Consider the following 22,576-nt stretch of genomic DNA (forward strand, 5'->3'; position numbering starts at 1 on the left):
ATCACCGGCCCGATCGAGCAGCCGAAAGTCGTCAAGACCGACGCCGAGTGGCGCGAGCAGCTCGGCAGCGAGGAGACGTTTCGCGTCGCCCGCGGCAAGGGCACCGAACGCCCCTTCTGCGGCACGCTCCTCGACAACAAACTCGACGGCGTTTATTGCTGCGTTTCGTGCCAGCTGCCGCTCTACGACAGCAAGGCCAAGTTCAACAGCGGCACCGGATGGCCGAGCTTCTTCCAGCCCGTGGGCGACAACGTCGAGGTCGAGGAAGACCGCAGTCACGGAATGATCCGCACCGAAATCCTCTGCCGACGCTGCGACTGTCACCTCGGCCACGTCTTTCCTGACGGCCCGCCGCCGACGGGGCTTCGTCACTGCGTCAACAGCGAGTCGCTAGTCTTTGTCGCTCGTGACGACCTCAAGTCGCTCGCCGCGTGAGCAGAAGCCGACGCGGCAGCACCGTGTCGAAGTCCACAGATCGTCCGTGGCCGACGGGAACACCGGTCGACGTTGTCGTGGGCGACGGTGCGAGGCTGGCCGCCGTCTCCTCCCAGGCCGCCGCCATCGTGTCGGCTGGGATCATGACGTGCTCCATCGCCGCGACCACCCGCTCTCGCCAGTCGGCTCCGGCGTGTTGGACAATCCGACGCTCGTAGCCGGCGATCCATCGGAACAAGATTGATCTCGCGGAAGCAGCTTCGCTTCGTTCGTGCTCGTTGGTCGCAACGCTTGCCCGCCTGACGACATCTGGCAAGCCGTGCAGTGACTGAAGGCCGACGATGTCTCTCACGATCAGCGGCTGCATTTCGTAGCGACGCAGAAGGACCGCGCAGCTGCCGCGTGGCTTGGCGACAAGTCCGAAGCCCCAAAGCCATAGGTCCAGGTCGCCGCCAGTCGACGTGTAGCACGTCCCGCCCGTGCCACCGTCCGTCCGTCGATGGCGTGTAAATCCCTCGCGTAGCAGCTGGTTGCCACACGGATAGCCGATGTCCATGCCCCAGCACCAAAACTGCTGGTGAACCAACGCTTTCAGATTGCGTTTGGCGCGACGTGCTGCCCGCCGTCGCCTGCGGCGTTGGAAGGCAAAGAGCCACTGGCCGACGTCGCCATCCTGCGGGCACGTTGCTGCCACACTCGCGGTGGGCTTGCGCGCTGCTTCGGGATCGAAAAGACTCATCGCGTCATCGCCTCCAACGTCTTCAGCGGACGAGCCGGGTCGCGCAGCTGTCGGTATCGCGACAAGATCTCTCCCGCCCGCTCGCGTAGTCGCCGGTCTGCCTCAGTCTCTCTGTGTTTGATCGGCACGGCGTAAGTGAATTGGCCGGTTGGCGAATCGAACGTCGGGATCTGCATGAATCGCCGCTCGACGAACTCGCCGGTGCGCTCTTCTTCTGCCGCCGCGTCGACGAAGAAGTCGATCGCCTCTTCGGGGTAGCCGAACAGCAGGCCGTAGCCGCGAAAACGATCGAGCCGCGGCATGCGATCCACCACGGCAAGCAGCTCCGCTGGGTGCGTGTCGGGCGCGATGCCGTACCGGGCCCAGAACGGCTGCGTCCGCTCGATCATCTGCGCAAGCGACGGCCGATGCACGACATACGCGTCCAGGTACCGTTCGCCATCGTCCGCCGTCGCGAAGACCTGCACGTCGGCATACAGGTCGCCCGACCGCAACGGCTCCAGCCCGCGACGAATCCGCGTCAGCTCGTCAACGCTCGGGCTTGCCAGGTCGATCTTGCCCTGCCAGAAGCCGGAACTGACAGGCTTGAGCCCACCAGCGATCGTGAACAGAGCCTCGCGGTCGAGTGCATCTTGAACCAGGACAGCTGACAGCGCCCGAGTCCCGATCTCACGCGACTGCCCGCCATCGGGGGAGGTGGTTCGAGTGCTTACGCAGCCACAGACCAGCAGGAGCAGGGCCAGCAGCAACCGTGTTCGCGAGCGCTTCATCGTGAGCCTGCCAAGAGGTCGTCAAACAGACGGGTGTACCGGTTGAGCATGGTCGGGATTACAGCCGTTCAGTCCAGTGCTACTGCTACGACGCGGCGGCCGGCAACGAGCAGGGCGTAGGTCACCGCAAGGGCACAAACGGCCATCGGTCCGGGTGGCAGGTCCAGGCCGAACGCGGCGATGAGGCCAATCAGCGTTCCGACGAATCCGACGATGGGAGCAAGGACAAAAACCGTGGCCGTTCGTCGGCATAGCTCACGTGCGGCGAGCGGAGCGAGGACGAGGACTCCGAATGTAAAGAGGAAGCCGGTCGTCGCAATGGACAGGCTGATCCCGCCGCCAAGGACGGCTGCCAGGAGAAGACTCCAGACACCCAAACGCATTCCGATCGCTGCAGCCATGGTCGGATCCGTCAGAAGCAGCCCGAGACGTCGCCCGAAAACGACTGCACCAGTAACAACTCCCGCGAGCGCAGTGCCGGTGAGGATGACATCAAGTCTGCTCGCACCGAGCACGGAAGACCCGAGCACCGCCTGAAGCTGCCGCGTTCCTTGCGGTAAGTCTGCGAGCATCACAATCGCCAGCGCTGAAGCAGAGACGAAGACGATCGCCGATCTCTCGTCGCCGACGCCGATGGACGACGACAGCTCTGAACGACCACGTCCTATCCACAGGCTCGCTGCCACACCCGTTGCAATCGTGAGCAGCAACTGCAAAGAGACGGGTCCGATCGATGCAGGCAGCCAGCCAAGGAATGTGAGCAGCAGGGCGATCGCCGTGCCGAGTGCCGCCGACTGTCCGATAGCTGCACCGACGAACATCTGGCCTCGACCAACAACAACGACCCCGAGCAGCCCTAGCAGGGAGGCCGAGGTCAATGCCAGGACGTAGGCGTCACCGAAGAGCCGCCATGAGCTAAGGAAGCCGGTGAGGACGTCGCTCACGCTGCGTCCTTTCGCTTCGTCCCGACAACGAGCCGACCGCCGTTATCGTCGACGGTGATGTCCGCGTCGTAGGTCTCGCTCAAGGCCTCGCCGGTCAGCGTTTCGCGTACGGGTCCCGCCGCAACCCGCTTGTTCTTGAACAGCGCGACATGGGTGGCAAGATCAGCAGCAATCTGAAGATCGTGTGTCACGAAGAGCACCGTGATGGCGTACTCCGCGTTGAGATCCCGAAGCGTCTTGAGCACTGTCTCGGCCGCGGCGAAGTCCAGTCCAGCGGTCGGTTCGTCGACGACGAGAAGCCGGGGATCGCGTATGAGCGCGCGGGCAAGGAGCGCTCGTTGCTTCTGGCCTCCGCTCAGCGTGAAGTAGCTCGCACCGGCTTTGGACGACAGGCCGACAAGATCGAGCGTCTGCCTGATCCTCGAGTTCGCGTTGGAGATTCCGCGGACGCCGATGAGCCCTGCGGCGACGAACTCGCGGACGGTGGTCGGAAGTGACGACGCCAGATCGAGTCGCTGCGGGACATAGCTGACCCTGTGCCGATTGACACCCGCGCGATCTAAACCCCCGTTGAGGCGAATGAGGCCCCGCCGAGGACGCAATGCACCGAGAAGCGCCTTGATGAAGGTGGTCTTGCCTTCGCCGTTTGGAGCCAGGAGACACCAGAACTCGCCCGAATGAACGGTGAGCGTGACATCCCGCAGAATCACGTTGCGTCCGTACGACAGTGTCGCCTGCGAGACCTCGATCAGTGGCTGCTCACTCAAAGCGTTCTCCGCATCGTCCCGAGCACGGCAGGAAGGAACCGGGAAGACCCGACATCCGGTGACACGCTCCGCGTTTCGACGCGCAGCGGCTGGGAAGTGTTGGCGCGTGGGAGCGGAGAGACAAAGCGTTTTCGCAGAGTTGGAAGGCGTTGAGCAACCGCTCGAATCACCCGACACGCTCGGTCACGGCAGCGGGCTCATCATCGATGCCTTCCGCTGCCTCCCAGCTCGGAAGTCGGTCACCAAACGATCGCCAAGCATCGTGCCCGGCGGCCATCTCTTCGTCGTTGAGCAGGGCCGAGTCAAGTCGCTGTTCGATCGCTTCGCGGTTGAGCCGAACACCGATCATCACGATCTCCTGGCGACAGTCGCCGAGTTGATCGTCCCAGTGCTCTTTGATCCACTCCAGAGTCTCGCGATCGTCAGGCCACTCTTCACGGGGCGTCGACGCAAACCAACGGCCTGCCGCACTCATCGTGAGTGACTGACCCGCCTGACTCCACATCCCGCACACCTCCGGTCGAGACGCGACCCACAGGTAGCCCTTGCTCCGCGCCAGGCCTGGCAAGCCGGCATTGACGACTGCGTCCAATCGCTTCGGATGGAACGGACGGCGTCGGCGGTAGACGAAGCTGGAAATGCCGTACTCCTCCGTCTCGGGCACATGCTCGACGCCGTTGAGCTCCTGCAGCCAGCCCGGCATCATCGACGCCTCGTCCTCGTCGTACAGGCCGGTGTCCAGCACCGTCCGAGGGTCCGTCTGACCCTTGACCATCTCAAGGACGCGGGCGTTCGGATTGAGCTTTGCAAGCAGCTCACGAAGACGGCCTACCTCCTCGGCCGAGACGAGATCGCACTTGTTGATCAGGATCACGTTGGCAAACTCGACTTGATCAGTGAGTAGGTCCACGATCGTCCGCTCATCCTCTTGGTCAGCGCCCAGTGCCGGCCGTTCAGGCAACTCGTCAGGCGAATCGAAGTCTCTGGTGAAGTTGAGCGCGTCAACGACGGTGACCATCGTGTCGAGACGAGCCAAGTCGCCAAGGCATCGACCCTCTTCATCTCGGAAGCTGAACGCAGCAGCGACCGGCATCGGCTCGCTGATGCCCGTCGACTCGATGAGCAGGTAGTCGAATCGACCCTCCCGAGCCAGCCGCGCCACCTCGAGGATCAAATCCTCGCGGAGCGTGCAGCAGATGCAGCCGTTCGTCATCTCCACCAGAGTCTCTTCGGTGCGTGACAACGCGGCACCACCATCGCGAACCAGGTTGGCGTCCACGTTGATCTCGCTCATGTCGTTGACAATTACCGCAACGCGAAGCCCTTCACGGTTGCTCAGGAGGTGGTTGAGCAACGTCGTCTTCCCAGCCCCAAGGAAGCCTGAGAGGACCGTTGTGGGAAGCCGGCTTGGTGATTGACTTTGCATGGTCATGGTCGGATGTGAAAGTGTGGGACTCTTCGTTCACGGTCGTTGCAACGACGATGTGGCGCTTGCAGCACGGAGTGCTTCGAGGGCTCGCTCTGCATTCACTTGAATCATCGCGACGTACGTATCGGCCTCCGGCAGCGCCTCCACCTGGTGCGCCATCAACACAGTGGTGGCGTTGGTTCGATCGGCGAGGAATCGTGCGTGGCGAGGGTCGAAGTACGTGGCCGCGAGGATGACGCGGACGTCCCGCGTTTGCATCTCGCCAAGCAACATCTCAAGGTGTGCGGTCGTCGGCTCGACGCCGGGGATCGGCTCCATGTAACCAGCAACGTACAGGCCGTATCGCCTTGCGAAGTAGGGCCACATGTCGTGGTCTCCGACGAACGAGTTGTTGGTCAGCGATCGAAAAGCCGCAATCTGGCCACCCATCTGCTGAGACGATCCGGCAAGCACTTCGTCTTCGCTGCCGGACTCCACGGCGATTGCAAACTGCTCAAACTCCGCTTCGCCACCAGCCAGACGTTCGGCAATCACTTCCCCAAAAAGAAGCGTTGCAAGCTCGTCACGCAGTGCGGCGAAACTCTCTTCGAACTCGCCAGCCACGGTTGGTCGCAATTCGGTCAGTCGGTGTTTGAGTTGTTCCGCAACCTTGATGCCTTCGACAGGATCGACGAGAAAGTGGGGATTGTTCTCCGGATGGACGCTGCCGCGAAAGCCGGTGTCGCCTTCGATCGAGCGAAGCGTGTCGCCGGCAACGAACCGAGCAGGTCCGCCTTCGACAACGGCTTCGTTCTTTGCCCCAGCGACGAGGTCGGGGAGCCACGCCTCCTCAAGCTCGTAACCGACGACAAGCAGGATCTCTGCATCTGCCAGGGCAGTAACCATTCCAGGCGTCACATCGATGACGTGCGGATCCTCCTCACCATCAACGATCGTGGTGATCTCGACGTGACTCCCGCCGACGCGACGAGCCAGGTGTGCCAGATCGGGCGTGGTCGCGACGACCCTGATCGCTTCCGCCGCGAGGCCGTCGTGCGAGTGCCCGTGATCGCTTGCCTCCCCGTCGTTTGTGTCGCACGCAGCGAGCAACACCACGCCGAGCACGGCAAAGAGTCCACGAAGAATCCTGGATCCGAAGTGATAGGTTCGCATGAGAATGGGGTAGAAGGTCACAGCTAGGCTCGGCTCGTTGCCGGGCGATCCGGGACTATATGACCTCTAGCGATTGCCTCCGGGAGTAACCAAGTGTGAAGCTCTTGCGGGCCGCTCGCAGCGGCTGCGCGGAGACTGCTGCAGACGAGTACGCGACGGCACCTCTTGAACCGCGCAGCAGTCCGCACCTTGTTGACGTTTGTTTCACGGCTGAAGCCTCTTTCTGCATCGGTTGCTCGGTCACCCTGGCTACGTTCTGGAAGGGTGGCGGTCGCTCACACATTCGATCTCACCCGCCTCTCGTCACCGCCTGTCCCGCTGAAGATCGGTGACGGCGCTTGCGATGTTCGCCATCAGCCACGCGGACGCTGCACCGAGTTGTAACCAGTCGCCCGTTGACGCAATGCCATAGACAAAGACGCTTGTCATCCAGCAGAGGCTGGCGACCGTCTGACCAAGCCACTCGACGCGAAGCCATGGCGCACGCTTCGGTGGGACGTTCGTGTGCGGAATCGTTTGGGTCCGATCGTTCAGCACATGCACTCCTCGCCGCAGCACGAAAGATCATCGAGATACATGCCCCAGTTCCGGTAGCCTTCGAGCTCCTCCGCTGGGAGTCCGAGCGACGTTGCAATCGCCTTGGCAACCACCGCAAATCGCTGTCGATACTTGTAGATGAAGCAGAACACGTGATCGTCGTGACGGACGGCCGGGCCGCAAAGAAACAGCCCTGGGAATGCCGTCGACTCGTCATGCTCCGACAGCAGTGGGAACCCGTCAGAACGCTGCTCGAACAAGTCCTCGACCAGCTGCATCCCGCCGACGAAGCCGCCCGCAAAGAGCGGCTGTGTCGACGTTGTGAGCGTGCGATCATCGCTCGTCAGAAGGGCAAAGTCGCCGTCGGATTTCCGAGCCGAGACAATCCTCGTGTCCCGCAGCAGCTCCACAGACGACTTGAACCGCTTGTCGCGCATCCGGATGAGCGAGTAAGTCGACAGGGCGACGCTCGGGTCGGACGTCTCCGCACGCCACGGTCGCCCTGTATCGAGCAGCCGGACACGCTTGCCGTTGAGTGCGAGGTGGAACGCGGCGTCGACGCCCGACTCGTAGCCACCGATGACGATGAACTCGTCTCCTTCCAACTCGCGATACGACGCGACCGTGGCCGTGTGGCGACAGTGCTCGGCACCATCGAACCCATTTCGCTTCGGGTACTGGAACTCGCCGGCCGCCCAGATCAGGTGCTTGCAGTACAGCGTCTCAGTCGGCGTATCGAGCAGGAACATCTCCGCATGAGGCGTCACGCGAACGACGTCGACGCCGCTGCGGACGGGAAGCTCAAACACCTTGGCAACGGCTCGAAGGTGCTTTGCGTACTGGGCACCGTTTGGGTGCTCGACTTCAAGGCTAAACGCCGGCGATACGCCAATCGCGATCGAGTTGAGATCGAGCATCCCGATCGAGTTGGTCGGGAAGGACGGCGTGATGAATCGCGTCTCCTTCGGCCAGCGGTCAAACGAAGCCCCGACCCCGAAGCGATCGACGATCACGAAGTCGTGTACTCCTGCATCCTTCAAAGCCACACCGACACCCACGCCGGCGGCCCCTGCGCCGACGACAATGACATCGTGAACCTGAATATCGCCGTCTTGTGTCATTCGGTCACTTCCTTAGTCCGCCGACATGCTGTCACGCCCAGCGAGGTGGGTGGTCTCGCGAAAGGGTGGCGTGGCGTCCCGCAAAGCCTGCCCGCTGCCGTTGGGCAACGAGCAAGTGCATCTCTCCACTGCGATCTACCGACGCCGGCGAAGCAGCGTCAGGCCACCAAGACCCAGCAGGGCGAGCGTGCCCGGCTCGGGAATCGGCGTGAGCAGAAATGCCCGCGTCTCACCGCCGAAAGTGCCGAAGCCGACGATCTGGCCGCTGGCGTTGATGGCGTTGGCGCTGAGCAGGTTCCAGCCACTGCCTGACGGGATCAGCGTGTTCAGGTCGGTCGGCGTCGTCCCCTCCCAGACGACTGCTGCACCGCCGAAGCTGGGTGCGTTGTCAAAGTCGGCGACGTACCCGACCACAAGGCCGTCGTCACTCAGGTCGAGTGCCCGGGCATTGTCGAACGACACTCCGGGCAGGAGATCGAGGTCGACGCTCGTGACGCCGTCATAGAAGAACGCCCGCGTCTGATTGCTGACGGGGTCGCTGTAGCGACCCACCGCGTTGCCCGCGTCATCGACGGCAAACGCCTCGCCAAAGACACTGCCGGCCGGGCTGCCGATGGTGACCGGCGTGTAACCGCCCAGGCCGTCCGGCTCCCAGAGCGTCGGCTCGCTCGTGCTGTTGGCCGCGTTCCGCGCGACGCCCGCGATGATGCCGCTCTCGCTGATCCCGTACGCCCGGGCGAAGCTGTCGCTCGTTCCGAGCGGCGTGGCGAGGTCGGTCAACGTGCCCGTATTGGTAGAGGCGTCGGTGAAGAACGCCCGCACCGACTGGCCGTTGCTCGCAGCACCGACGACGCGTCCGGCATTGTTCAGGTCGTTCGCGACACCGCCGCTGCCGCCGGGCAGGCTGCCGAGGTCGGTGATCGTGTCGGTGACGCTGTCGTAGAGGAACGGCTTGCTCGGGCCGTTACCGCTCTCACCCGCGACGAGGCCGGCGTCGTTCACACCAAAGCCCCGCCCGAACGTCGGAACGCCGGACAGGATCGGAATCTCCTCCGCAACGCCGCTTTGCCAGACATACGGGATGAGCTGCGTGCTGCCCGATTTCCGGCTGTTGCCGGTGACAAAGCCCGTGTCGGAGACGCCGTTGGCAAAGTTCCGATCGCCGCCGAGCGTGTCGATTGCCGCAATCGTGTACCCGGGCGGCAGCTGTGCCGAGGCGACAGCCGTTACAGCGAAGGAAGCCAACGTACCGATGGTGAAGCGCATTTTCGTGGAGTTCATGAAGTGAAGAAGCAGGGCGATCGCGCCGCAACAGCGACGATCACGAAGGACTTGTTGGACAGATCAGCGGTCCCGCACCGCGGGCGACACGCCGATCACACAGTTAAAAAAAGAGAGGTCGATCGGTCCCGAGCAGATGCCGGAGCCAGGATCACGAAGCGTCTTGCTGAACGACCAACGACGACGTGAGCCTGCGCGTGCCACCTGCGTGACATCGCCGAGCAATCGGCCGACGTCGCACAAGCTACGCCTCGCCGTCCGCAGTCAAAAGTCGAAGACGCTCAATCACCCCACCGGCGGCGCACGGGGCGACGCGGGCGTCTCGAACCGATCGGCCACACGACAGGCCTCGACCGGCGCAAACGCACACTCCGGCGACGTCCCATCGATCGCGACCAACACCACCGGCATCGGCACCCCCGCCGACTTGCCAAGCGTCGCCACCAAATGACACACCGCACACGCCCCCCCATCCCCCCCATCCCCACTGTCCCTGTCGCTCCGTCCCTCACTATCCCCGTCCGCACCACGCTCCCCGTCATTGCTGTGATCGTGCCCGCAGCCAGCGAAGCCATGATGCACCGCCGCACTCGTCCCATCAGACACACCAACGTCGTGCCCGCCATGAGCCACAGCCACGTGCAACGCACTCGACGCCGGCACCAGCAGGTGGGCCACCACGCCACTCATCCCCAGAACCGCCAACACCACGCCCACCAGACCCCATCGGCCAGAGGCGTACAACCGGAATGAACGGGCAATCCGCACGTGCGGCAGGAGGGTACTTGCCCACTCCGTCCCTGTCGAGAGAACTGCGTTTCAAACCGCCCAGCGCACAAAAACGGCGGCGGGCCGAATAGCCACGCCGCCGAGCGAGTTACTAGTTATTAGAGCCTAGGGCCTAGGACAGAAGCGACTAGCTGTTAGCGGTTAGGGCCTAGGCAGAGCTGGTTGCGTCTGCATCCGACCTAAGCCCTAGGCCCTAGCAACTAACAACTTCTGCTCTCACGCAGCAATCTTCATCGGGGTCTCAGGGAGATCGTCGGAATCCGACATCTCCTGCGGCAGGGCACCGCCGGCGGGGAGGTTGATGCTCACCGGGGCACTGCTCGGGCCAGACTCACCCTTCGCGTTGGTCCAGAAAGCGGAGATCCACGCCGTGTCGCCCGTCGGGCTCGGCGGGAAGTCGACCGTCGTCCGTGTCCGCGTGACCTGCTCGCCGTAGTTCCACTCGGCGATGCTCGCGGGAGCGACCGGGCCGAGGTGGGTGAAGATGGTGGCGCCGGTGACGCCATTGGGCTTGCTGCGACGGCTGGCGCTCTGCAGCAGGTCGACGATGATCTGGCGACCCTCGCCGAGCTTGACCTTGACGATCGGCGTCTGCGTCGGCCGTGGGATGCGGGTCCGCTCGCCAGTCGGGACATTGAGGCCCATGTCGAGCTTGAGCTCGTCGGGAACGTCGACCAGGCCGACGACTTGCTTGGCGTACTTGCGGGTTTCGGCGATGAGCAGCTTCTTGGTCTGGTTCTTGAGCCAGATGCTCTTGGGGCCGCGTGTCTCGTGGTGGTCCGCCGCCTGCAGCTGCATGACGTAGGTGCTGACGCGCTGGGCGTATTCGGGGGCCTCGTCGACGAGGCCGAGGAGTTCCGCGTTGGCAGCGACGTGCTGCGAGAAGTTGGTGACGAAGTTGCGGAGCCCATCGTCACTGGTGTCGAGGAAGTCGTTGCTGCGAGGCATCGCTGATCCTTTTGTCGGGGTTTCTCGCCGGACGCCGCGACCCGTTGGCTGCGATCCACGCCGGCAACCCCTGTGTCGACCGTCACGACGGGGCACTTTGGGCGGGGACAAAGATTTTCTTGCGCGTCTTCCGCGCCCGCCGATTTACTTGGACGGACCGTCCGAATGTCTTCCCTGAACTCTGCCAAGACGGCTCCCGACCGCTTGTTCTCGCTCCCGCTGCTGCCGTAGTCGGGGCAGCTGATCTGGTTGACGACGATCGGGTTGACCCTCAGAACATGCTCGTCCGACGTGGTCGTTTCCTGATCGTTATCCAAAAGGCATCTTTTGCACTACCGCCGGGGTTGAGGCGACACCGGTTGCCACCGAACATCGTACGAACTAAAAAGGCGGTTGTCATGCCTGCCGTCCGCCACCTGCTTCCCGCTTCCACCGCCGCAGCGATTGCGGTGATGGAGCCGGCAGCGGTGCAGGATTCCCCTCAGGCCGCCTTTGAGGTCCGTCCTGGTGTCATCGCGGAACTGATCGGCGACGACGTCGGCTGTGCTGTGACGCTTGCTTGGTGCGATCGCCAGCGTCTTGTGTTCTGGATCGGGCGACACGCCTGGGCATCACCGAGCGTGTTGCAGCAGGCCGGCCTGCTCGAGCGGTCGCTGCTGGTCGATGCGCGGCGGGCGCGTGATCGTCTGTGGGCCGCAGAGCAGGGGACCCGGTGGGACGTGGTCGGGACTGTGGTCGTCGACGGCCGTGGCTTTGGCCTCACGGAGACGCGTCGTCTGCAGCTTGCTGCCAGGGGCCGGGGTGTCCGCGTGGTGCTGCTTCGTCCGAGCGGCGAACGACGGAGCCCATCGGCGGCCGGGGAGCGGTGGGATGTACAGCCTGTGCCGGTGTTCGATCACACCGATAACGAGCCAGGGCCGCGACGGCCGGCTTGGGACGTTCGCCTTCTCCGCCGGAAGGGACGACGGCTTCTTCCTCAACCCCACCGCCTTCACGCGTCAGGCCTGCGGATCGGCCTGCCCGCGGGGCTCTCGCTTCCCGATGTTCCCGATACCGACGTCGATCTTGCTCCACTACTCGTCTGGCGTGTCCGGTGGGACTCAAGCCTCGGCCGCTGCCAACCTGAAGTCCGCGCGGCCGAAGGCGATTCGGTCGAACCTGCAGTCCCAGTCTGGCCCCGCTTGGCTGTCGGTCTTCCTGCCCAGTTGGCCGGCGGCCAGACGCTCAAGGCGATCGCCTGATGATGGACGAGTTCTGGTGGTCGCCAGGTCGTCACACGGCAAGCGACTCGTCGTCGCGACATGCCGCCGTGGGTATGGGCTGGGGCTGCGGTCTGGCATGACCATCGCCCAGGCCACAGCCATGCTGCCTCACGTGCCGCAGGTCATGGATCACACGCCTGAGGCGGACCATCGGGCACTCACGGGGCTTGGGCGATGGGCAATGCGGTTCACGCCGCGGGTCGCAGTACAGGGCGATGACGGCTTGCTGCTCGACGTCGCTGGCAGTGCGCGGCTCTTCGGGGGACTCGTGCCTCTTGCCCGTCAGGTTCGCCAGCGATTGACCCGGCTCGGCTTCGAAACACGGGTCGCGGTGGCGCCCACTGTCGGCCTGGCTTGGGGACTGGCTCGTTTCGGAGACGAGGGCGTGCACGACGACACGGGAACACTGGCCGGCCTGCCGGTCGCAGCGTTGTGGATCGACGCGGAGATCGTCGAGGCCCTGGCGGAACTCGGTGTCGACCGCGTCGGGCAACTGCTGGACATCCCACGACACGAGATCGCACGCCGATTCGGAGACGACGTTCTCCTGCGGCTCGATCAGATGCAGGGCGACGCCGTCGAACCGATGACGTGGTTGCCGTTCATCGAGGTGCCGCGTGTGGCGTGTCGTTTCACCGGACCCGCCACGCAGTACGAGGCGATCGAGCAGACGACACGCGACCTGGTCGACTCGCTGTGCGACGAGCTCGCAAGACTCGAGTCGGCTACGCGTCGCGTCGTCCTCGAGATCGAGCGACTCGACGGCGACCTTCGGCCGGCGTTCGACACGATGCCGGTCACCTTTTCCCACCCGACGCGCGACGCCCGGCATTTGTGGGCGGTGCTGAGGCCGGTTGTCGAATCGCTCGACATGGGCCGAGGGGTCGATGCGCTGGCACTCAAGGCGACCGGGACGACGCGGCTGCCCCACGGACAGTCCCGGCTCGACGGCGAACGCGACGCCAGTCGTGACGAGCAGGACCTTGGACGACTGATCGATTTGCTGCAAGGCAGGCTCGGCCGTGAGAACGTGTTCCGGCTCGAACCGACGCCGAGTCACGTTCCCGAGGCGGCATTTCGGTATGTGCCGGCGGACGAGCAGATCCGAACGACCTCGCCCGACGGAACGCACACGGGCGACCGGCCGACAGTGCTGCTCGATCCGCCGGAGCCGGCAGAGGTGTCGCTGATGAACCCCGAAGGACCGCTCGTGTCGCTGCGATGGCGCAGCCGGTCGCTGGGCGTCCTGACAACGGTGGGCCCGGAGCGGATCGGCCGACGGTGGTGGAAGGCATCGCCGTCGGACAAGACGCTGGACGTGCGGGATTACTACAAGCTGCAGCTCGAAGACGGACTGTGGGTCTGGGTCTACCGGCTGCTTTCCGACACGCGGCGAGGACGATGGTTCGTGCACGGCATCTGGAGTTGAGCGATGCCCGACGAACCTCAGCCCAAGTCACGCGAGCACCCCAGCAAGCGACCGTTTCAAACGAAGCGCCAGCACTGGTCCAGCGCCAAGGACACCGAGTCGGCCGAGCAGCGATCCGTCAGGTGGCACCAGGGCTTTGGCGGGTTCAAAGACGCCAAGGGCCGTGAACGCCACCGCATCGAGCAGTTCGGAGCACCAGCGGTTGTGCGAGCGGGCAGCGAAGTCGACTTCGCGGAACTCTGCTGCACGAGCAACTTCACCTTCCTGACCGGCGCGAGCCACCCTGACGAGATCGCCAAGCGGGCCGCAGAACTCGGCTACCGAGCCTTCGGCGTCTGCGATACCAACAGCGTGACCGGCGTGGTCCGAGCACACGTAGAGGCTGAACGTCACGGCATTCGTCAGATCGTCGGAAGTCGCGTCGTGCTCGCATGCGGCTTGGCTGTCTACGTCTGGCCGACCGATCTGGCGGCCTACGGCCGGCTGACGACGCTGCTGACGATCGGCAAGCTGCGGGCGAAGAAGGGAGCGTGCGAGCTGGGGCTCTGGGACCTGCTCGAATACGCCCAAGGCCAGATGCTCGGCATCGAGCCACCACCGCGTATCGACGAGGCCTTCGTCGACAAGCTGCGCACGCTCCGCGACTGGTGCGGCGGGACGGGATCGCTCTCACTCCTCGCCAGCCGCGACTACGGAGCGGACGACGAGCAGCGCCTGCACGACATCGCACGACTCTCGGCCGAAGAGCGTGTGCCGATGCTGGCCACCAACCGGCCGCTCTATCACTGTCCGTCCCGGCGATTGCTCCAGGATGTCCTCGCATGCATCCGCCACGGCTGCACGCTGGACGAAGCCGGCATGTCGCTCAAGCCGTCAGCCGAGCGGCACATGAAGGTGCCCGAAGAGATGGCCAGGCTCTTCGGGAAGTACCCGCGTGCCATCGAACGAAGCGTCGAGGTCGCCAGCCGCTGCCGCTTCAGGTTGACCGATTTGAAGTATCAGTACCCGTCCGAAGTCGTACCCGACGGTGAGACGGCGATGAGCCACCTGACAAAGCTCGCCCGTGCCGGGCTTTCACGTCGGTTCCCCGAAGGACCGCCTGAAAAGGTCCGCGATCAGTTCGAACACGAGCTCGTCCTGATCGACGAGCTGAATCTGCCGCATTACTTCCTGACGGTCGAAGATCTCGTGCGGTGGAGCCGCGAGCAGGGCATCCTGTGCCAGGGTCGTGGTGCTGCGGCCAACTCGATCGTCTGCTACAGCCTCGGGGTCACCGACGCAGACCCGAGGCGCATCAACACGCTCTTCGAACGGTTCATCAGCCGAAGCCGCAACGAGCCGCCCGACATCGACATCGACTTCGAGCATGAGCGGCGCGAAGAGGCGATCCAGTACCTCTACACCAAGTACGGCCGCGACCGGGCGGCGCTCACGGCCAACGTCATCACCTATCGCGGCCGCATGGCGGTCCGAGAAGTCGGCAAGGCGCTCGGCTTCGGTGAAGACGTGATCGATCGCTTGGCCAAGGGCATTAACTGGTGGAAGGGCGGTCCGATCGAGGACGATGAACTCGATGCTCAAAAGCTCAATCCACACGATCCGACGGTCCAGCACTTCATCCATCTGTCGCAGGCGATCCAGGGATTCCCGCGGCACCTCTCACAGCACCCGGGCGGTTTCGTTCTGACTGAGACGCCGCTGCACCAGCTCGTCCCTGTCGAGAACGCAGCGATGGAGGGCAGGACCGTCATCGAGTGGGACAAGGACGACATCGACGCGCTCGGCTTCATCAAGGTCGACGTGCTGGCCCTGGGCATGCTGACCTGCATGGCCAAGGGGTTCGAGCTGCTCAAGCGGCACGCCGGCATCGACTTGTCGCTCGGATCAATGCCAGAAGACTGCGAAAAGACCTTCGACATGATCTGCGCTGCCGACACGATGGGCACATTCCAGATCGAGAGTCGGGCCCAGATGTCGATGCTTCCACGGCTCAAGCCACGGTGCTTTTACGACCTCGTGATCGAAGTCGCCATCGTCCGTCCCGGCCCGATCCAGGGCGGCATGGTCCACCCGTACCTGCGGCGTCGCGACGGCATCGAAGAGGTGCCCGACATGAGCGGCAAAGCGATCGAGTGGATCACCAAGCGAACCTTCGGCGTCCCGATTTTCCAAGAACAGGCGATGCTGATGGCCGTCCACTGCGCCGGGTTCACGCCCGACGAAGCCGACGGCATGCGGCGGGCCGTCACAGGCTTCCGACGCTTCGGCGACATCGACTCGTTCGAAGAGAAGATCGTCCAGGGCATGATCGCCAATGGCTACGAACGAGCCTTTGCCGAGCGATGCTTCAAGCAAATTCAGGGGTTCAGCACCTACGGCTTCCCCGAGAGCCACGCGGCAAGCTTCGCCCTCATCGCCTACGCCAGCAACTACTTCAAATGCCACTGGCCGGGCGTCTTCCTCGCCGCCATCCTGAACTCGCAGCCGATGGGTTTCTACAAGCCGGCCCAGCTCGTCCAGGACGCTCAGCGTCACGGCGTGACGGTGCTGCCGGTCGACGTGCTGCACAGCGACTGGAACTGCACACTGACCGACGCGGACGACCTGACCACCGTTCGACTCGGCATGAATCGCGTCAAAGGCCTTCGACAAGACGACGCTGCCAGAATCGTCAGGGCGCGTCACGCAAGCATCGGCGGCGTCGAGCAGCTCTGGCGAGAAAGCGGCTGCACCGCCCGGTCCATCACTGCACTGGCCAAAGCGGACGCTTTCGGTTCGCTCGGGCTCGATCGACAGTCCGCCCTCTGGCACGCGGGCAAGCTGCGCGACGCCGATGAGCCGCTCTTCGCTGCCACGTTCGAACCTCAGCATGTCGTGACGCTGCCCGCGCTTCCGCCGCTGCGTCACGTTCTGGCCGACTACGCCCACGCCGGTCTGTCGCTCAAGAACCACCCGATGCGCTTCCTTCGCGACGACCTAGCAACGCAAGGCGTCGTCACCGCAGACCAGTTGGCGGACGAGTCAATGTTCCCCAGCGGCCGCAGCGTCGCCGTCGCCGGCATCTGCCTTGTCCGTCAACGCCCCGGCAGCGCCAAGTCGATCACCTTCATGACGCTCGAAGACGAGACGGGCATGAGCAATCTGGTGGTCTATCCGAACGTCTTCGACCGGTGGAAGCGCGTCGCCCGCGACGCCAACGCCATGCTCATCCGCGGCCGAATCGACCGCCATGGCGAGGTCGTCCACGTCGTCGCCACCACGTTCGAATCGCTCGACCACCGGCTCTTACAGCTGCGGTCGGTGTCGCGGAACTATCGATAGAGCATGTAATGCTTGGCTGAAAAGGTCGTCGGTAGCGTTTAGCTACCTTCGACGCGTTGCTGCGGTGTCCTCTGATCCGTGAGTGCGTCGCTTCGTCCCACGGGGCAAGTACTTCACGGCGTGGGGCGTGCATTTCGGATTCAAAGACCAGCACTGCGGCGCCGGGCGCGTGCGTTTTGACTTGAAACACGTGCACGGTGCGGTCAAAGGCATGCGCCACAGTGCCAAACACCATCACCGCGGTTTGAAACACATGCGCCGCGAGGCAAAACAGTGGTGTTTGGGAACGCGGTGCCTGTCTTATGCGGACGTAGCCGTGTTTACACGGTGCTAGAGGGGGTGGGGCGGGTGGCCGATGCAGTGGGCATGGACCAGAAGGCGATCGAGGTCGTGCAGGGGGAACTCGTCGTCCCCACCATCCCCACCACCCCCATGCCGAGCAAGACGTGCATCACCGTGGCCGGGGCGCCGGTCGTGGGGACGTATCACGAGACGATTCGGCTCAGGGTGGGGAACGAGAGCGACCTGCCGTGGGTGGACTCGTTGCAGAAGCGGCAGCGGCATGAGCTCGGGTTTCTGCCGATGACGGCGCTGCGGGAGAAGATCGCCAGGGAGGAGGTGCTCGTCGCGACGGTCATGGATCGGCCGGTGGGGTATCTGATCGGCTCGGACCGGTACACCAAGCGGGACGAGGTCGGGCTCATCGTGCAGGTGAACGTCGAGCCGAAGTATCGGCGGTCGCTCGTGGCGGCGAAGCTGGTGCAGGGGCAGTTCGACCGCTCGGCCTACGGGTGCCGGCTCTACTCGTGCTGGTGTGCGCAGGACCTGGACGCGAACCGGTTCTGGGAGTCGATGGGGTTTGTGGCGATTGCGTTTCGGAAGGGAAGGAAGGACAGAAAGCTTGAAGGTGGAAGCTTGAAGCTTGAAGAATCAGAGTCGTCCGATTCCAACCCTTCTGGCTTCAAGCTTCCTCCTTCAAGCTTTCCGGCCACTCGCGTGCATCTGTTTTGGCAGAAGCGCATCCGTCCGGGTGACCATCACACCCCCTGGTGGTATCCGAGCAAGACGGAGGGTGGGCAGATGCGGGCGGATCGGGTGGCGTTGCCGATTCCGCCGGGGGTGCACTGGTCGGAGGTGGAGGCGGTCCATGTGCCGGAAGTCGAGATCGCGCCCAAGCCGGAGGAGAAGGATTGGGAGGCGGATACGGAGGAGGAGGCGATTGCGGAGGCGGAGAAGAAGGACAGACTCGTGTGGCCGCGGGGGATCGAGGATCGGGACGGGGTGCCGTATCGCAGGGGCAAGCGGCTGGCGACGGTGGACATGCTCGTGAAGGAGCAGGGGGCCGGTCACAGCGGGCACTGGGTCATCCCCGACGACGTGCAGGTGGTCGATGAGCTGCCGGTGGCGAAGCTAGTGCGGGGGAGGGTGGGGAGGCGGAAGAAGGCGAAAAGAGTGAAGCCGAAGAAGGTGGTCGATCCGAAGTTCGTCGCGATGGCGCGGGAGCTGCGCGATCGGTTCCTGGAGGAGGTGGAGCGAGATCCGGCGCTGATCGCGCTGCCGGCGGCGAAGCACGACGTGACGCGGCAGGCCCGTGCGGAGACGCGGGCGGTGCTGCCGTTGGCAAAGCAGCTCAAGGCGCTGCCGAAGCTCGCGGCGTGAGGGAGGAGCTGTTAGCTGTTAGGGCCTAGGTCAGAATCGGAAGTGGCTTTATGAGCTAGGCCCTAGTCGCTAGCAGCTAGTCGCTCCCTGTCCTATTCGCTAACAGCTAACCGCTATTCCCCTCAGTACTTGCGGGTGACGTACGTGTCCGGCCAGGGGTCGGGGAAGGTGCCGCCGGATTGCCAGTGGGTGAGTTCGTCGTCGGTCAGGAAGCAGGCGGAAAGGGCGTCGGTGAAGGTGTCGACCTGGGACTCGTCGCCGATGACGGTGAGGTGGCAGTGGCGGTCGCCGAAGCGGCCGGGGGCGTTGGCGAGGCGTTCGCGCAGGGCGTTGATCTCATCGGCGTCGAGGCCGTGGTCGGGATCTTCGAGGATGCCGGCACGCCAGTAGCCGACGAGTTCGAGGTTGATGCCGCCGGCGGCCTGGTTCCAGAGAAGTGAGACCTTGTCGCGCGACGCGAGGTAGAAGAACCCTTTGCTGCGGTAGATGTGCTGGCCGAGGTGATGCTGGCAGGTGTCGTACAGACGCTGCGGGTGGAACGGGCGGTCATCGCGGAGGAGGCGTGTCGCCAGGTCGTACGGGCGATCGTTCTTGCGCTCGGCGGCGAGCGCGGGCGTGAGCTCGTTGATCAGCTTGGCGACGCGGGCGTGGTCGTACGGTGGCATCGCCAGGACGTCGTCGAGCGGAAGGTTGCCGAACGGAGCCGAGACGATCGAGACGAACGGGTTGAGCTCGTGGATGGCCTTGGCGATTGGCTGGACCTTGGACTCGTCGAGGCGGTCGAGCTTCGTCAGGAGCAAGTGGCTGGAGAACATCACTTGCTCGACGAGCAGGTTCGTCGGGTCGCGTCGGCCGGCCTGCACGTTGCGTTGCATTGTCGGCACGAGCTGCTGGCCGGCGTCGTAGTCCTGGTCGATCATCGCTGCATCGACGAGCACGACGACGCCGGTGAGCCGGACGTCGCTGCGCCCGGCAAAGAACTCGACGAGCGGCATCGGGTGGCAGCTGCCTGACGTCTCGATGACGAGCAGATCGAGCGAGTCGCCGGCGACCAACGCGTCGACGGCATTGCGAAGTTGGTCGAGGCCCTTGTCGCCGCTAAGGACGCAGTCGTGGATCGTGCGGAAGTGCCGCAGGTCCTCGTCGAGCAGGTCGGACTCGGCAACGAGTTGCCCGTCGACGTCGAGCTCGCTCATGTCGTTCACGACGACGCCGACGCAAAGGTCGCGACGGCGGGCCTGGCCGAGGAGGTTCTTGAGCAGCGTGGTCTTGCCGGACCCGAGGAAGCCGTTGAGGATGACGACGGACACCGGCCGGGGTGGTTGGTTAGGAGTGCCGTCTTGCATCGGAACGAGTTTTAAGTCGCGAGACTGCCTTGCAGTGAAGCCGGCACGCAGACGAGTTGCTAGTTGCGAGGGCCTAGGGCTTAGGTCGGAGCAGAAGTCGTCGGTTTCTGGCCTAGGCCCTAGGCCCTAGCAACTAACAACTCACAGTCCGATCTTGCCCCAGTCGAAGAGGCTGCCGGGGTCGGTGCGTGGGGTGGGACGCGTGACGGTGTAGGCGTCGTGGCCGATGATGTGGGTGCGGGTGAGCTCGATGCCGTCATTGCGATGGGCGATGTCGGCGAGGAGCCTGGTGAGCGAAGCGTACTGGGCGTCGGTGAAGCCGAGGTCCGCCGGATCGATCGTCGCGTAGACCTCGGGCGTGATCCATTGCGACATCTCCTGCTGCGTGCCGATGGCGAGCATTTCGATGCCGATGGAGTAGTGGTTGAGGCGGTTGGTCTTGCGTGGCTGGCCTTCGATTTCGCCTCGGCCGGCGTGCCAGGCGGCGCGGGATTCGTCGACGAAGCGGTAGATCGTGCCGTCGCGGTCGATGCAGTAGTGGGCCGAGACGCGGTACTCCTCGAAGATGGCGGCGATGCGTTCGACGCTGTGCGGATCGGCCGGGTTGGCGACGACATCGCTGGCGAAGTGGAGCATGACCGTGTCGATCTGCTCGTCGTTTTCCAGCTGTCGCTCGGACGAGACAGTCAGCGGCAACGGGCGGTCGACGATCGTCGGCGGTTCAGTGGCGAGCGTCGGGAGGGCGAACAGGAGGAGGGCGAGCGCGATTCGCATGGTCGGAGGCTAGTGGCCGAACCGCGAAGGTGCGAAGAGGCGAAGGGCCGCGAAGCAAAGGGAGAGGGTGGTTCAGAGTCCGTCATCCCGAGCGGAGCCGCGGGACCTCGGCCGGTTCCTGTGCGTGCCCGACGACGAGGTCCTTCGACTCGCTGCGCTCGCTCAGGATTACGGAGTTGTGCTCCGGCTCACGTTCTGAAGTTCGCGGCCCTTTGCCTCTTTGCCCCTTCGCGGTTCAGCCCGCGGGCCCCGTGCTCGCTAGGTCCCGCACCATCAGTTCCGCCGATGTTCGTCCGTTCCACTCATTGATGGTGATCTCAGCCGCGACGTCGAGATGGTCGCCGGGGGATAGTTGTTGGGCCAGGTGCCCGCGGCCGAAGGCGATGCCTTTGAGGCCGAAGCCGAAACCGGTGTTGAAGCGGAGTTGCAGGTGGTCGTCGCTCTTGCCGACGGAGCGCGCTTGCAAGAGTTCGAGGTTGCGCAGGAGCAGGATGGGCGTCGGGTTGCCTCGGCCGCACGGTGACAGGCGGGACAGGTCGCGGGCGAGTGGCTCGGTGACGTCGGTCGCCTTCACCTCGGTGTCGATGCGGAGACGAGCGACGAGGTCGTCAGGCTGAAGCTGCTGTCGCGCGGCGTCAGTGAAGCGGTCGCGGAACGCGGCGATGTTGGCGGCGTCGAGCTTGAGTCCCGCGGCCGCAGCGTGACCACCGTGGGAGAGGAGCAGGTCGGTGCAGTCCTGAAGGGTTTCTGCGAGGTTGAAGCCGTCGATGCTTCGGCCGCTGCCGGCGGCGATGCCATCGTCCAGACCGAGGACGATCGTCGGGCGGTGGTAGGCGTCGAGCAGTCGACTGGCGACGATCCCGACGACGCCGGGGTGCCAGCCGTCGGCCGCGACGACGATGGCGGGGCAGTCGGGCTCGTGCCAGCCGTTTTCCTCGACTTCGAGCTTGGCTGCCTTGACGATGGCGCGTTCGACCTTCTGGCGTTCCTTGTTTTTGGTCTCGAGTTCGAGGGCGATGTCGCGTGCCCGGCCGGGCGTGGCGACGGTGAACATCTCGACGGCCTCGCGGGCGTGGTCCATTCGGCCACACGCGTTGAGGCGTGGGCCAAGCTTGAAGCCGACGTCGACGCTGTCGAGGTCCTGCCCGCCAAGGCCGGCCGCGTCGATGAGGGCGCGGACGCCGTGCAGCTTGGTGCGTGTCAGGTTGCCAAGGCCGAAGGCGACAATGGTGCGGTTCTCGCCGACGAGCGGGGCGACGTCGGCCACGGTGCCGAGCGCCGTGAGCGCCAGGGCATTCATCAGAAACGCCTTCATGTCGTCGCTGACTCTGTTCGCACCGGCGACCTTCTTGCCGACTTCCCACGCGAGCTTGAAGGCGACGCCAGCCCCGACGAGATCGCCGTTGGCAGTGGAGCCGGGAAGGCGTGGATGAACGACGTGGTCCGCTGGCGGGATGACGGGCTGGCCGGCGTCGTCGGTGCGCCACTCGTGGTGGTCGGTGATGATGAGGGTGAGGCCCAATTCGCTCGCGAGCGCGGCTTCGTCGCAAGCAGTGATGGCGCAGTCGACGGTGACGACGACCTGCGCTCCGTCGGCGGCCAGCTGCCGAAGGGCGTCGGCGTTCAGGCCGTATCCCTCGTCGATACGGTGGGGGACATACGTCGTGACGTGGTCGTCGGTCGCACCGAGGGTGGTGAGCGCGTGCCAGAGGATGCTGCTGGCGGTGATGCCGTCGACGTCGTAGTCGCCGTAGATGACGATGCGTTTCTGGTCGCGGAGCGCGTTGGCGATGCAGGCGGCGGCAGCATCGAGGCCGGGAATCGTCGTGGGCTCGTCGAGGTCGGTCAGGCTCGGCTTGAGAAAGCTTCGGCA

18 protein-coding genes are annotated in these 22,576 nt (G+C 64.5%); 6 read left to right on the top strand and 12 right to left on the bottom strand.

Annotation, left to right across the window (positions count from 1 at the left end):
• A complete protein-coding gene (gene msrB, locus AAGI46_05975) occupies positions 1–435 on the top strand; it encodes a peptide-methionine (R)-S-oxide reductase MsrB (GenBank protein ID MEM1011753.1) in 435 nt (144 codons plus the stop codon).
• Here msrB and AAGI46_05980 read toward each other — a convergent pair.
• From AAGI46_05980 to AAGI46_06015, 8 genes are all read right to left on the bottom strand, one after another.
• On the bottom strand, positions 416–1,174 hold the full coding sequence (locus AAGI46_05980; GenBank protein ID MEM1011754.1) for a hypothetical protein: 759 nt from the start codon (positions 1,172–1,174) through the stop codon (positions 416–418). The genes msrB and AAGI46_05980 overlap by 20 nt on opposite strands.
• Positions 1,171–1,944, bottom strand: a complete 774-nt coding sequence (locus AAGI46_05985; protein MEM1011755.1) for a hypothetical protein — start codon at positions 1,942–1,944, stop codon at positions 1,171–1,173. Before AAGI46_05985 ends, AAGI46_05980 begins: the two co-directional genes overlap by 4 nt.
• 68 nt (positions 1,945–2,012) lie before the next feature.
• Positions 2,013–2,888: a metal ABC transporter permease gene (locus tag AAGI46_05990; GenBank protein MEM1011756.1), complete on the bottom strand. Its 876-nt coding sequence runs from the start codon at positions 2,886–2,888 to the stop codon at positions 2,013–2,015.
• Positions 2,885–3,655, bottom strand: a complete 771-nt coding sequence (locus AAGI46_05995; GenBank protein ID MEM1011757.1) for a metal ABC transporter ATP-binding protein — start codon at positions 3,653–3,655, stop codon at positions 2,885–2,887. Before AAGI46_05995 ends, AAGI46_05990 begins: the two co-directional genes overlap by 4 nt.
• A gap of 166 nt (positions 3,656–3,821) precedes the next feature.
• The gene (locus AAGI46_06000; GenBank protein ID MEM1011758.1) at positions 3,822–5,087 is read right to left on the bottom strand and encodes a GTP-binding protein; all 1,266 of its coding nucleotides are present in this window, start codon (positions 5,085–5,087) and stop codon (positions 3,822–3,824) included.
• Between the two features lie 30 nt (positions 5,088–5,117).
• Positions 5,118–6,236, bottom strand: a complete 1,119-nt coding sequence (locus tag AAGI46_06005) for a metal ABC transporter substrate-binding protein (GenBank protein MEM1011759.1) — start codon at positions 6,234–6,236, stop codon at positions 5,118–5,120.
• Between the two features lie 530 nt (positions 6,237–6,766).
• Positions 6,767–7,894: an NAD(P)/FAD-dependent oxidoreductase gene (locus AAGI46_06010; GenBank protein MEM1011760.1), complete on the bottom strand. Its 1,128-nt coding sequence runs from the start codon at positions 7,892–7,894 to the stop codon at positions 6,767–6,769.
• 135 nt (positions 7,895–8,029) lie between these two features.
• Positions 8,030–9,175, bottom strand: coding sequence for a PEP-CTERM sorting domain-containing protein (locus AAGI46_06015; GenBank protein ID MEM1011761.1), 1,146 nt, complete (start codon positions 9,173–9,175; stop codon positions 8,030–8,032).
• Between the two features lie 208 nt (positions 9,176–9,383).
• On the opposite strand from AAGI46_06015, the gene AAGI46_06020 reads away from it, so the two are divergent.
• Positions 9,384–9,626 carry a hypothetical protein gene (locus tag AAGI46_06020; protein MEM1011762.1) on the top strand — a complete coding sequence of 81 codons (243 nt, stop codon included), beginning with the start codon at positions 9,384–9,386 and terminating at the stop codon, positions 9,624–9,626.
• A gap of 554 nt (positions 9,627–10,180) precedes the next feature.
• Here the strand turns inward: AAGI46_06020 and AAGI46_06025 are convergent.
• Positions 10,181–10,912: a hypothetical protein gene (locus AAGI46_06025; protein MEM1011763.1), complete on the bottom strand. Its 732-nt coding sequence runs from the start codon at positions 10,910–10,912 to the stop codon at positions 10,181–10,183.
• Between the two features lie 398 nt (positions 10,913–11,310).
• On the opposite strand from AAGI46_06025, the gene AAGI46_06030 reads away from it, so the two are divergent.
• The 4 genes from AAGI46_06030 (at position 11,311) to AAGI46_06045 (ending at position 18,583) form a co-directional block, all read left to right on the top strand.
• A complete protein-coding gene (locus AAGI46_06030) occupies positions 11,311–12,153 on the top strand; it encodes a hypothetical protein (GenBank protein ID MEM1011764.1) in 843 nt (280 codons plus the stop codon).
• A gap of 16 nt (positions 12,154–12,169) precedes the next feature.
• Positions 12,170–13,603, top strand: coding sequence for a DNA polymerase Y family protein (locus AAGI46_06035; protein ID MEM1011765.1), 1,434 nt, complete (start codon positions 12,170–12,172; stop codon positions 13,601–13,603).
• Between the two features lie 3 nt (positions 13,604–13,606).
• Complete coding sequence (locus AAGI46_06040; protein MEM1011766.1) at positions 13,607–16,924, top strand: error-prone DNA polymerase; 3,318 nt, start codon at positions 13,607–13,609, stop codon at positions 16,922–16,924.
• 366 nt (positions 16,925–17,290) lie between these two features.
• Entirely contained in the window at positions 17,291–18,583 is a 1,293-nt protein-coding gene (locus AAGI46_06045) for a GNAT family N-acetyltransferase (GenBank protein ID MEM1011767.1), read from the top strand.
• Between the two features lie 122 nt (positions 18,584–18,705).
• On the opposite strand, the gene AAGI46_06050 is transcribed toward AAGI46_06045, so the two are convergent.
• The 3 genes from AAGI46_06050 to recJ form a co-directional block, all read right to left on the bottom strand.
• A complete protein-coding gene (locus AAGI46_06050; protein MEM1011768.1) occupies positions 18,706–19,893 on the bottom strand; it encodes a GTP-binding protein in 1,188 nt (395 codons plus the stop codon).
• 177 nt (positions 19,894–20,070) lie between these two features.
• Entirely contained in the window at positions 20,071–20,703 is a 633-nt protein-coding gene (locus tag AAGI46_06055; GenBank protein ID MEM1011769.1) for an N-acetylmuramoyl-L-alanine amidase, read from the bottom strand.
• Positions 20,704–20,938: 235 nt separating this feature from the next.
• The coding region (recJ, locus tag AAGI46_06060) for a single-stranded-DNA-specific exonuclease RecJ (GenBank protein MEM1011770.1) at positions 20,939–22,576 on the bottom strand (1,638 nt) is incomplete at its 5' end.

It is taken from the genome of Planctomycetota bacterium, assembly GCA_038746835.1.
GTDB lineage: Bacteria > Planctomycetota > Phycisphaerae > Tepidisphaerales > Tepidisphaeraceae > JBCDKH01.